This window comes from Blautia sp. AM29-29, from assembly GCF_003480555.1.
Lineage (GTDB): Bacteria > Bacillota > Clostridia > Lachnospirales > Lachnospiraceae > Fusicatenibacter > Fusicatenibacter saccharivorans.
Window position 1 is genome coordinate 182600 of record NZ_QUJD01000005.1, and the last position, 11511, is coordinate 194110.

The 11511-nt window shown below is 50.0% G+C and carries 11 protein-coding genes, 2 tRNA genes and 1 rRNA gene (1 of these 14 running past the window's edge); all 14 read left to right on the forward strand.

What is annotated here, in order from left to right; genetic code table 11:
- Positions 1-777, forward strand: a complete 777-nt coding sequence (locus tag DW769_RS05420) for a hypothetical protein (RefSeq protein WP_117804937.1) — start codon at positions 1-3, stop codon at positions 775-777.
- Between the two features lie 436 nt (positions 778-1213).
- The gene (trpE, locus tag DW769_RS05425; RefSeq protein WP_117804938.1) at positions 1214-2755 is read left to right on the forward strand and encodes an anthranilate synthase component I; all 1542 of its coding nucleotides are present in this window, start codon (positions 1214-1216) and stop codon (positions 2753-2755) included.
- Positions 2752-3324: an anthranilate synthase component II gene (locus tag DW769_RS05430; RefSeq protein ID WP_022462657.1), complete on the forward strand. Its 573-nt coding sequence runs from the start codon at positions 2752-2754 to the stop codon at positions 3322-3324. Before trpE ends, DW769_RS05430 begins: the two co-directional genes overlap by 4 nt.
- Before the next feature lie 34 nt (positions 3325-3358).
- Positions 3359-4378, forward strand: coding sequence for an anthranilate phosphoribosyltransferase (gene trpD / locus DW769_RS05435; protein WP_117804939.1), 1020 nt, complete (start codon positions 3359-3361; stop codon positions 4376-4378).
- Between the two features lie 4 nt (positions 4379-4382).
- On the forward strand, positions 4383-5165 hold the full coding sequence (gene trpC / locus DW769_RS05440; RefSeq protein WP_117804940.1) for an indole-3-glycerol phosphate synthase TrpC: 783 nt from the start codon (positions 4383-4385) through the stop codon (positions 5163-5165).
- A gap of 53 nt (positions 5166-5218) precedes the next feature.
- A complete protein-coding gene (locus tag DW769_RS05445) occupies positions 5219-5827 on the forward strand; it encodes a phosphoribosylanthranilate isomerase (protein ID WP_118640487.1) in 609 nt (202 codons plus the stop codon).
- Entirely contained in the window at positions 5820-7004 is a 1185-nt protein-coding gene (gene trpB / locus DW769_RS05450) for a tryptophan synthase subunit beta (protein WP_022462653.1), read from the forward strand. The genes DW769_RS05445 and trpB overlap by 8 nt, the downstream gene beginning before the upstream one ends.
- On the forward strand, positions 6997-7779 hold the full coding sequence (gene trpA, locus DW769_RS05455) for a tryptophan synthase subunit alpha (protein WP_117804941.1): 783 nt from the start codon (positions 6997-6999) through the stop codon (positions 7777-7779). The genes trpB and trpA overlap by 8 nt, the downstream gene beginning before the upstream one ends.
- A gap of 137 nt (positions 7780-7916) precedes the next feature.
- Positions 7917-8840: a ribonuclease Z gene (locus tag DW769_RS05460; RefSeq protein WP_117761647.1), complete on the forward strand. Its 924-nt coding sequence runs from the start codon at positions 7917-7919 to the stop codon at positions 8838-8840.
- Positions 8833-9858, forward strand: coding sequence for a tRNA (adenosine(37)-N6)-threonylcarbamoyltransferase complex transferase subunit TsaD (gene tsaD / locus DW769_RS05465; protein ID WP_022462650.1), 1026 nt, complete (start codon positions 8833-8835; stop codon positions 9856-9858). Before DW769_RS05460 ends, tsaD begins: the two co-directional genes overlap by 8 nt.
- 79 nt (positions 9859-9937) lie before the next feature.
- A complete protein-coding gene (ispD, locus tag DW769_RS05470) occupies positions 9938-10666 on the forward strand; it encodes a 2-C-methyl-D-erythritol 4-phosphate cytidylyltransferase (RefSeq protein WP_117761648.1) in 729 nt (242 codons plus the stop codon).
- A 250-nt stretch (positions 10667-10916) separates the two neighbouring features.
- Positions 10917-11002: transfer RNA gene (locus DW769_RS05475), tRNA-Ser, on the forward strand.
- A gap of 48 nt (positions 11003-11050) precedes the next feature.
- Positions 11051-11140 (forward strand) — tRNA-Ser (locus DW769_RS05480).
- Positions 11141-11364: 224 nt separating this feature from the next.
- Positions 11365-11511 (forward strand): 16S ribosomal RNA (locus DW769_RS05485); its annotated part runs 1345 nt beyond the window's last position; the annotation flags it as partial.

Consider the following 11511-nt stretch of genomic DNA (forward strand, 5'->3'; position numbering starts at 1 on the left):
ATGAGCGGTTATATTTTATGTCAGGTCAAACGGGCGAAAAATCCGTATTATATTTCCAACATCAGCACAAATATATATTCCATCGAGGAACTGTGCTATTATCTGTACCACAACATCTATCTGCTGGACGAGACCATCATTAACGAGCAGCTGCTGGTGTGGATGAAAGAAGAACTCCACTTAAGAAGACTGTACCAGCGTCTCTACGTCCTTCTGGAGGAGAAAAAGAACATCGGTGAGTTTATCCTGCCGATCTTTAAGGAGATCAATTATCTTTCCCACGATCAGTTCCGTGAGATGAATGAGCGCCTGAAACGGTTCGAGGAGCAGCCGGAGATTGTGCGGAAAAAAATCAAGGGAGATTACCTTGTCGACCACGAAAAATATATCAATGCGATCCAGGTTTACCAGGAAACGCTGAAAGATACCGAGGAAAACGAAACCAACATGGGAAGCCAGTTCACCGGAAGTATTTACAACAACATGGGCTGTGCCTACGCAAGTCTGTTCCAGATGAATGAAGCACTTATGTGCTTTCAGAAAGCAAATGAAGAGCTGCACACGAAAGCATCGTTAAAGAGCTGGCTGTTTGCGGTCTACATGAGCAAAGGACAGGACGCCTATGAGCAGATGTGCACCGAGCGGAAAGTGGATGCCGAGACGAAACGGGAGATGGACCGCCAGATCACCGAGGCAATGCAGGTCGAGCTCCCGCGCGATCTGGACGAAGCTCTTGCGGCGTGGACACGGGAATATCATAAAAATACCGGACTTTGAACAAAAAGAACAAAAAAATTACTTGACAGCAAAAAAGAATGGGACTATAATACGGCCCATAAGAAAAAAATAAATACTTCGAAACCGATGAAGTGGAGATAACGTTGGAAGCGCACTCACAGAGAGCCCGGGCAGGTGGAAGCCGGACAGAAAGCGGATCAGCAAATGGACCACGGAGGGTACAGGGAAAAGCGGGAAACCGTCTGAGTATTCTGTAACGTGCAGGCATACGTTAGTTGCCAGGAATATGATCGTATTCTGCAGAGCGTGTGAGCAATCGCAAAACAAGGTGGCACCACGAGTATAAAAATATACCCGCCCTTGGCAAAGAACAAAGTGATTCTTTGCCGGGGGCGGTTTTTTGTATATCAGAAATTGGTTCTGAGGACCAGTGTTGATGACAGCCTTTGCAGACACAAGGAGAGGAGATAACAAGATGAAACAGATGACGTTAGAAGAAATTTCAAAAGCAGCCGCATCGGGAGCTTTTCGGAAAATCCCGGTAAGCAGAGAAATTTATTCGGATATCCGTACACCAGTAGAAACACTGAAAGTCCTGCAGGGCGTCAGCAGCCACTGCTACATGCTCGAAAGCGTGGAGGATAAAAAACAGTGGGGAAGATACACCTTTCTCGGCTACGATCCGTCGCTGGAACTCACCTGTGTCAACGGAAACCTGACAATCACCGCCGATGCGGCAGAGATGAAAAAAGTAGAAGATATTCCGGAAAGCCGCAAAGAACAGCTTCCGACCGGACAGATCCGGCTGACCGCAAAGACAGCCCATCCGGGAGCCGTCATCAAAACCCTGATTGAGAAAAATAAAAGTCCGAAGATCGCGACACTGCCGACCTTCACTGGCGGCCTCGTCGGATACTTCTCTTACGATTACATCAAGTACAGCGAGCCGACCTTAAAGCTGGACGCAGAAGATCAGGAACATTTCAAAGATGTTGACCTGATGCTGTTCGATAAGGTCATCGCCTATGATAATTACCGTCAGAAAATCGTACTGATGATTAATATCGAAACCGAAAATCTCGAAGAAAATTACGAAAAAGCCGTACAGGAACTCGAAAAAATGGAAGAGCTGATCCGCTTCGGAAAACCGGCCGAGACGAAAGCCGGCCACCTGAAATCCGAGTTCCGCCCGCTCTTCGATGAGAAAGCGTACTGTGAGAAAGTCGAGCAGGTCAAACATTATATCCACGAGGGAGACCTCTTCCAGCTCGTTCTCTCCAACCGGCTCGAAGCTGATTTTGAGGGAAGCCTCCTCGATACGTACCGCGTTCTCCGCACGACGAATCCGTCGCCGTACATGTTCTACTTCTCGAGTGATGATGTCGAGATCGCCGGTGCATCCCCGGAAACTCTCGTAAAAGTCGAGGACGGAGAGGTCCGGACCTTCCCGCTTGCCGGAACGCGGCCGAGAGGAAAGAGCTATGAAGAAGACCAGCGGCTGGAAAAAGAACTCCTCGCCGATGAAAAAGAGCGTGCCGAGCACAACATGCTGGTTGATCTGGGAAGAAACGATCTCGGAAAGATCTGTGATTTCGGAACCGTGGAAGTAGAAAAATACATGTCAATCGAGCGTTACTCCCACGTCATGCACATCGGTTCCACTGTAAAAGGACAGCTTCGGAAAGACAAGACCGCAGTCGATGCCATCGATTCCGTTCTCCCGGCCGGAACCCTCTCCGGTGCACCAAAGCTCCGTGCCTGCCAGATCATCAACGAGCTGGAAAACAACAAGCGCGGCATTTACGGCGGTGCGATCGGCTATCTGGATTTCACCGGAAATATGGACACCTGCATCGCAATCCGGCTTGCGTTTAAGAAAAACGGAAAAGTGTTCGTCCGCTCCGGTGCCGGCATTGTAGCCGACAGCGTACCGGAAAAAGAGTATCAGGAATGCATCAACAAAGCAAAGGCCGTGATGGTCGCACTTGCAGAGGCAGAAGGAGGAAGTAACTTATGATACTGCTGGTAGATAATTATGACAGTTTTTCCTATAACCTGTATCAGCTCGCCGGTTCGATCAATCCGGACATGAAGGTCATCCGGAACGATGAGATGACGATCGACGAAATCTGCGCACTGGCACCGGCATCCATCATTTTATCTCCTGGACCGGGCCGTCCGGAGCAGGCAGGCCGATGCATGGAGATTGTAGAAAAATTAGGCGGCGAGATCCCGATCCTCGGTGTCTGCCTCGGCCATCAGGCAATCTGTGCCGCGTACGGCGCGACCGTCACCTATGCGAAACAGCTGATGCACGGCAAACAGTCCGAGACAACGCTGGATCTTACCTCGGAATTATTCCAGGGGCTGCCGGAAACCGTTCCGGTTGCAAGATACCATTCCCTCGCAGCTGATGAAGCGACACTGCCGGAAACCTTAAAGGTAACGGCAAGAACTGCAGACGGCGAGGTCATGGCAGTCGAGGACAGTGAGAAAAAGATCTACGGAGTCCAGTTTCATCCGGAATCCATTCTGACCCCGCAGGGCAGACAGATGGTAGAAAACTTTTTAAAAATTACAAGATAGATCACAGGACAGCAAAGAAAGAGAGGAACAGAATATGATTCGGGAAGCGATTGTAAAACTGGTAAATAAAGAGAACTTAACCTACGAGATGGCAGAGGGCGCCATGGATGAAATCATGGGAGGAAAAGCCGATCCGATCCAGATCAGCGCATTTTTAACTGCCATGACGATGAAAGGCGAGACAATCGAAGAGATCACCGCATGTGCCAACGGCATGAGAAAGCACGGTGTTCATATGGAACATGACAAGGATGTTCTGGAAATCGTCGGAACCGGCGGAGATAAATCCAATTCCTTCAACATCTCCACAACAGCATCCCTTGTGATCTCTGCAGGCGGCGTCGCAGTTGCAAAACACGGAAACCGCGCCGCATCGAGCAAATCCGGCGCAGCCGACTGTCTCGAAGCGCTCGGCGTCAAAATCGACCTGGAACCGGAGAAAAACAAAGAAGTTCTGGAAAAACTTGGAATCTGTTTCCTGTTCGCACAGAAATACCACATGTCCATGAAATACGTGGCACCGGTCCGCAAGATGCTCGGCATCCGGACCATTTTCAACATCCTCGGACCGCTGACCAACCCGGCAGCAGCCACGATGCAGGTGATGGGTGTCTACGAGGAAGCACTTGTCCGCCCGATGGCAGAAGTTCTCTTCAATCTTGGTGTCAAACGCGGCATGGTTGTCTACGGCCAGGACTGCCTCGATGAAATTTCCTTAAGCGCACCGACAAGCGTCTGCGAGATCAAGGACGGAACGTTTGAGGAATACGTCATCACACCGGAAGAGTTCGGCATGACCCGCTGCACCAAAGAAGAGCTGGTCGGCGGAACTCCGCAGGAGAATGCTGAAATTACGAAAGAAATTCTTGCAGGAAAGAAAGGCCCGGCAAGAGACGCTGTTGTCCTGAATGCCGCCGCAGCCCTTCATGCAGCAAAAGAAATCCCGATGCAGGATGCTGTAAAACTGGCAGAGGAGCTGATCGACAGCGGAAAAGCACAGAAAAAACTCGAAGAGTTTGTGTCACTCACCAACAAATTGGCAGAAGAGGAATAAACATATGATACTGGAAACGATTGCAGAAGCCACAAGAAAACGTGTCGCTGCAGAAAAAGAGAAGTGTTCTCTTGCAGAAATGAAAGAAAAAGCAACGGCGATGAACCCGGACACCGGATTCCCATTTGAACAGGCGCTGAAAAAGCCGGGCATGTCCTTTATCTGCGAGGTAAAAAAAGCCTCCCCATCGAAGGGCATCATCGCAGAAGATTTCCCCTATCTGGAGATCGCAAAGGAATATGAAACGGCCGGTGCCTCCGCCATTTCCTGCCTGACCGAGCCGGAATACTTCAAAGGCGACAAGCGTTATTTAAAAAAAATTGCAGAAACCGTATCCATCCCGGTTCTGCGGAAAGATTTTACCGTGGATCCCTATATGATCTACGAGGCAAAGGTGCTCGGAGCCACCGCTGTCCTTCTGATCTGTGCGCTGCTGCCGGAGGAAACCTTAAAAGAATATCTGGAAACAGCGCATTCCCTCGGCCTTTCCGCTCTTGTGGAAGCCCACGATGAGGCGGAGGTTGCACGGGCCATGCGCGCCGGAGCAAGGATCATCGGCGTCAACAACCGCAACTTAAAAGATTTCACGGTCGATATCCACAACAGTGAGCGGCTGCGGGAGCTTGTCCCGGAAAACATTGTTTTCGTATCCGAGAGCGGCATCAAAACGCCGGAGGATGTCGGAAGACTGTATCAGAATAAAACCGATGCCGTTCTGATCGGCGAAACGCTGATGCGGAGCAGCAACAAAAAAGCAGAGCTTGAAAAACTCTCTTCAATGTGTTAAAGTGGTAACGTAAGTGCGCAAAACAAAACAGAGCGCACGGGGAGTCAAACGTTATGGAAGAACAGACCAGAATCAAAATCTGCGGGCTCACACGGCTGGAAGACATCGATGCGGTGAATGAGCTGAAGCCCGAATATGTCGGCTTTGTCTTTGCAAAAAGCCGCAGACAGATTACAAAAGAACATGCCGTGACGCTGCGGTGCTATCTGGATCCCGAAATCCAGGCGGTCGGCGTCTTTGTGAACGAGCTTCCGGCGATTGTCGCAGGATACCTCGAAGAGGGCGTCATCGATCTGGCACAGCTCCACGGAAATGAGAGTGAAGAATATATCCATTCGCTCCGGTTTCGCACCGGCGGGGAACTGATCAAGGCATTTTCCATCAAAACCAGGGAGGACGTCGAAAAGGCGAAAAAAAGCAGCGCCGATTACATCCTTCTCGACCACGGAAAAGGCGGTACCGGCGAATCGTTCGACTGGTCACTGATCAGAAACATGGACCGCCCGTATTTCCTTGCGGGAGGCCTGAACGCCGAAAATGTGGAACAGGCGATTTTACAGACACATCCCTTCGCCGTCGACATCAGCAGCGGTGTCGAGACAGACGGCGTAAAGGACCCGAAAAAAATCACAGAATGCATAAGGAGGATAAGACATGTCTGACGGAAGATTTGGTATTCACGGAGGCCAGTACATACCGGAAACTCTGATGAATGAAATTATCAATCTGGAAAAACAGTACAATTATTATAAAAACGATCCGGAGTTCTGCCAGGAACTCGATGACCTGCTGAAAAATTACGCGGGCCGCCCGTCCCTTCTCTACTACGCAGAGAAAATGACAAAGGATCTCGGCGGAGCAAAAATTTACCTCAAACGAGAGGATCTGAACCACACCGGAGCCCACAAAATCAACAACGTGCTCGGACAGTGCCTCCTCGCAAAAAGAATGGGAAAAACCCGTGTCATCGCAGAGACCGGAGCCGGCCAGCACGGTGTGGCAACCGCAACGGCAGCAGCGCTGATGGGACTTGAGTGTGAGATCTTCATGGGAAAAGAAGACACTGACCGTCAGGCCCTCAATGTATACCGGATGGAGCTTCTCGGTGCAAAAGTAAATGCCGTTACCACCGGAACTATGACCTTAAAAGATGCCGTCAATGAGGCGATGCGCGAGTGGGTATCACGTGTCGATGACACCCACTACGTTCTCGGTTCCGTTATGGGCCCGCATCCGTTCCCGACCATCGTCCGCGATTTCCAGGCTGTCATCAGCAAAGAGGCAAGAGAGCAGATCCTCGAAAAAGAAGGAAAACTCCCGAAAGCCGTCATGGCATGCGTCGGCGGCGGAAGCAATGCGATGGGTATGTTCTATAACTTCATCAATGACAAAAATGTCCGCCTGATTGGATGCGAGGCAGCAGGACGTGGCGTCAACACCGCAGAGACTGCAGCAACCATTGCAACCGGAACACTCGGCGTCTTCCACGGTATGAAATCCTACTTCTGCCAGGATAAATACGGTCAGATCGCACCGGTTTACTCGATTTCCGCAGGCCTTGACTACCCGGGCATTGGACCGGAGCATGCATATCTGCATGACATCGGCCGCGCCGAATACGTTCCGGTAACGGACGATGAGGCAGTAGAAGCTTTTGAATACCTCGCAAGAACCGAGGGTATCATCTGTGCGATCGAGAGTGCCCATGCAGTAGCCCATGCGATGAAGATCGCAAAAGAATTTGATCCGGAAGACTCCATCATCATCTGTCTGTCCGGACGCGGAGACAAAGACGTAGCAGCCATTGCAAGATACAGAGGGAGGGACCTTCATGAGTAAAGTAACAGAAGCATTTTCAAACGGCAAAGCATTCATTCCGTTTCTGACAGCCGGAGATCCGAACATTGAAAAAACAGAGAATTATATTCTGGAGCTCGAAAAAGCAGGCGCAGACCTGATCGAGATCGGAATCCCGTTTTCCGATCCGATCGCCGAGGGCGTTGTCATCCAGGAGGCAGACCTCCGTTCCTTAAAAGCCGGAACCACCACCGATAAAATTTTCGATATGGTAGCCTCCGTGCGCAAAAAAACAGACATTCCGCTGGTGTTTATGACCTACTTAAACCCGGTGTTCCATTACGGATACGAGCCGTTCTTTACAAAATGCGAGGAAGTCGGCATCAATGGCATCATCATCCCGGATATGCCGTATGAGGAAAAAGGCGAATTAAACGATATTGCGCGCAGCCATCAGGTAGATGTCATTTCCCTGATTGCGCCGACGTCTGAGCAGCGCATCCAGAAAATTGCCGCAGACGCCGAAGGTTTTATCTACCTCGTATCGTCTCTGGGCGTTACCGGTGTCAGAAGCGAGATCAAGACAGACCTCGATTCCATGATCGCCGCAATCCGCAAAGTAACCGATATTCCGGTAGCCGTAGGCTTCGGCATCAACACGACCGATCAGGCGGCCAACATTGCAAAAATTGCGGACGGTGTCATCGTCGGAAGCGCTATCGTCAAAATGATTGCGAAGTACGGCACTCATGCGGAGCAGCACATCTATACGTATGTCCGCATGATGAAGGAAGCTGTCATGACAGCAAATAAATAAAACCCGCGTCATTGCGTGTTTGAAAAAACTGTGTTAAGATGAGAGCGTGTCTGAAACAAACCGTTTTGGACACGCTTTTTCAACGTAAAATACCTGACCGGCTTTCGAAAAAGCCGGATAGAATATGGAGGAAAAACGTGTTAGATGTATGTTTACTGGGAACAGGCGGTATGATGCCTCTGCCAGGCAGACGCCTGACCGCCCTGATGACCCGATACAACGGAAGCAGCCTTCTGATCGACTGCGGCGAGGGAACCCAGGTTGCCATCAAGGAAAAAGGCTGGACCTTTAAGCCGATTGATGCCATCTGCTTCACCCATTACCACGCAGACCACATCAGCGGCCTTCCAGGACTTCTCCTGACGATGGGAAACACTGACCGGAGAGAACCGCTGACCATGATCGGCCCAAAAGGCCTGGAGCGCGTCGTCAATTCGCTGCGCGTCATCTGCCCGGAGCTGCCGTTCCCGATTGTATTTCACGAGGTGACAGCGCCGGAGGAAGTGATCGAGATGAACGGCTACAAAATCACAGCCTTCCGCGTGCAGCACAATATCACCTGCTACGGCTATTCGCTGGAAATCTCCCGCAAGGGAAAATTCGATGTGGAGCGCGCTAAAGCACAGGAAATTCCGATTAAATGCTGGAATCCGCTGCAGAAAGGCGAGACTGTCACCCTGGATGGAAAGACGTATACGCCGGACATGGTCCTCGGCCCTGCCAGAAAGGGACTGAAGGTGACCTACTGCACCGATACCCGCCCGATTCCGTCGATCTCCGAACATGCGAAAGGCTCCGACCTTTTCATCTGCGAGGGAATGTACGGCGAGCCGGAAAAACAGGCAAAAGCAAAAGAATTTAAGCATATGACCTTCTACGAGGCGGCAAAACTGGCAAAAGATGCCGAGGTTGCCGAAATGTGGCTGACCCACTTTTCCCCGTCGCTCGTCGGCCCGCAGCGGTACATGGATGAGGTACAGAAGATTTTCCCGGCCGCAGAGCTTGGAAAAGACGGAAGATCAGTAGAACTGTTATTTGAAGAGGAAACGAAAAATGAGTGAAAAAGATACCCTGATTCTTGCAATTGAGAGCTCCTGCGATGAAACCGCAGCCTCCGTCGTGAAAAACGGAAGATGTGTGCTGTCTAACATTATTTCATCCCAGATCGCCATCCATACCCTGTATGGCGGTGTTGTGCCGGAAATTGCATCCAGAAAACATATCGAAAAAATCAACCAGGTTGTAGAAGCGGCCTTAAAAGAAGCCGATGTCACTCTGGATGATATCGATGCGATCGGTGTTACGTACGGCCCTGGTCTTGTCGGCGCACTTCTCGTCGGCGTGGCAGAGGCAAAAGCGATCGCCTATGCAAAAAAGAAACCGCTGGTCGGCGTTCACCATATTGAAGGCCACGTCTCGGCGAACTATATCGAACACCCGGATCTGGAGCCGCCGTTCCTGTGTGAAATCATCTCCGGAGGCCATACCCATCTTGTCATTGTAAAAGATTACGGTTCTTTCGAAATCCTCGGAAGAACGAGAGACGACGCAGCCGGAGAAGCCTTCGACAAGGTAGCCCGTGCCATCGGACTCGGCTATCCGGGCGGACCGAAGATCGACAAGCTGGCAAAAGAAGGAAACCCGCACGCCATCGACTTCCCGCGTGCCCACATGGAGGATGCGCCGTATGACTTCAGCTTCAGCGGCGTAAAATCTGCCGTTTTAAACCATCTGAACAAATGCCGGATGACAGGCGAACCAATTGTCGAAGCAGACATCGCTGCGTCCTTCCAGCAGGCCGTTGTGGACGTTCTGGTGGATAATGCCATCCGTGCGGCCAAAGATTACCATATGGACCGTCTGGCGATCGCCGGCGGCGTTGCATCGAACGGGGCACTCCGCGCGGCGATGGAAGCAGCATGTGAAAAAGAGGGCATCCGCTTTTACCGTCCGTCCCCGATCTTCTGTACCGACAATGCGGCCATGATCGGTGTGGCAGCTTACTACGAGTACCAGAAGGGAACCCGCCACGGCTGGGACCTGAATGCCGTACCGAACCTGAAGCTTGGAGAACGATAAGAAAAAGAAACTTCCGCAGCAGAACGGAGAAGAGAGATCTGCTGCGGAGTTTTTGCATTTGTAGAAAACGGAGGAAAAGATGAGCGAGAAGAAAGAAAAATACACTGTGGTTGTCCTGGCAGCCGGAAAGGGAACCCGGATGGGCGGAAGCGTAGCAAAACAGTTTCTGGAAATCGGAGGAAAACCAGTCGTGGTTTACGCGCTGGAGGTTTTTGAACATTCGCCGGAGATTGACCAGATCATTCTTGTGACAGGTGCGGATAAAATAGAATACTGTCAGAAAGAGATTATCGAAAAATATGGAATTAAGAAAACTGTTTCCGTATGCGCAGGCGGAAGGGAACGGTATGAATCTGTCTGGAAAGCATTGCAGACGCTGAAAAGCCTGGAAAGCGAACAGGAGCAGAAGACCGATTACGTTCTGATTCACGATGGCGCCCGCCCGTTTTTAAACCAGGAAATGCTGGAACGTCTCTGCGCATGTGTAAAAGAAGAAAAAGCCTGTGTCCTTGGCATGCCGGTCAAGGATACCATCAAGCTTACCGATGAAAACGGAAAAATCAGGGAAAGCCCGCGAAGAGATCTCGTATGGCAGGCACAGACCCCGCAGGCCTTTGCAGCAGAGCTTCTGTTTCCGGCATTCGAAAAACTGATGCAGCATTCCACAGAAGGAATCACCGACGATGCCATGGTTGTGGAGCAGGAGATGGGAATCGCATCAGTGATGGTAAAAGGCGGCTATGAAAATATAAAAATCACAACACCGGAGGATCTGCTCGTTGCAGAGAGCTTTCTGGCAGAAAAATAGAAAAAAGCAAAATACAGAAAGCAAACTATAAATAGATAAAAATAAATGTGTGAATTGCAAAACGGGGAAAAACAGCGAAAACGAAAAAGAAATTGAAAAAAATGTAAAAAAAATTCAAAAAAGTGGTTGACATTCTGAAACACTGCTGATATAATAACGAATGTCGCTGAGCGAGAGAGATAAAAACGCAAAGCTGACAAGCCAAAAACTGAGATGATTTCGGGAGTTACCGAGATTTGAATTCACACACGGAGAGGTATCGAAGCGGTCATAACGAGGCGGTCTTGAAAACCGTTTGTCCGAAAGGGCGCGTGGGTTCGAATCCCACCCTCTCCGCTCAAAACTCAGTTAATTGAATATCTGATTATGAATCAGGCAAACTATGGAGAAGTACCCAAGCTGGCTGAAGGGGCTCCCCTGGAAAGGGAGTAGGTCGTTAATAGCGGCGCGAGGGTTCAAATCCCTCCTTCTCCGCTCGACTTTGAAAAAAGTTGAAAAAAGTTCTTGACAAATGCAAATGAGTTTGATAAAATAAACGAGTTGCTGACCGAGAGAACAGTGAAGAACCTTGATAATTAAACAATGAAACACATCCTCGAAAGTTCTGAATAAGTAATTCAAAACGATCGAAAGATCCTTTAAAACAGTAAAAGGGATAAATTAGCTAGTATGTTGATTTTGAACTTGGAACAAATCTTTTATCAGAGAGTTTGATCCTGGCTCAGGATGAACGCTGGCGGCGTGCTTAACACATGCAAGTCGAGCGAAGCAGTTAAGTTGATTTCTTCGGATTGATTCTTGATTGACTGAGCGGCGGACGGGTGAGTAACGCGTGGGTGACCTGC

Excerpts from the sequence above, each read along its gene's own strand:
- DW769_RS05420 (WP_117804937.1), top strand. The coding sequence starts at position 1 with ATGAGCGGTTATATTTTATGTCAGGTCAAACGGGCGAAAAATCCGTAT.
- trpE (WP_117804938.1), top strand. The coding sequence starts at position 1,214 with ATGAAACAGATGACGTTAGAAGAAATTTCAAAAGCAGCCGCATCGGGA.
- DW769_RS05430 (WP_022462657.1), top strand. The coding sequence starts at position 2,752 with ATGATACTGCTGGTAGATAATTATGACAGTTTTTCCTATAACCTGTAT.
- trpD (WP_117804939.1), top strand. The coding sequence starts at position 3,359 with ATGATTCGGGAAGCGATTGTAAAACTGGTAAATAAAGAGAACTTAACC.
- trpC (WP_117804940.1), top strand. The coding sequence starts at position 4,383 with ATGATACTGGAAACGATTGCAGAAGCCACAAGAAAACGTGTCGCTGCA.
- DW769_RS05445 (WP_118640487.1), top strand. The coding sequence starts at position 5,219 with ATGGAAGAACAGACCAGAATCAAAATCTGCGGGCTCACACGGCTGGAA.
- trpB (WP_022462653.1), top strand. The coding sequence starts at position 5,820 with ATGTCTGACGGAAGATTTGGTATTCACGGAGGCCAGTACATACCGGAA.
- trpA (WP_117804941.1), top strand. The coding sequence starts at position 6,997 with ATGAGTAAAGTAACAGAAGCATTTTCAAACGGCAAAGCATTCATTCCG.
- tsaD (WP_022462650.1), top strand. The coding sequence starts at position 8,833 with ATGAGTGAAAAAGATACCCTGATTCTTGCAATTGAGAGCTCCTGCGAT.
- ispD (WP_117761648.1), top strand. The coding sequence starts at position 9,938 with ATGAGCGAGAAGAAAGAAAAATACACTGTGGTTGTCCTGGCAGCCGGA.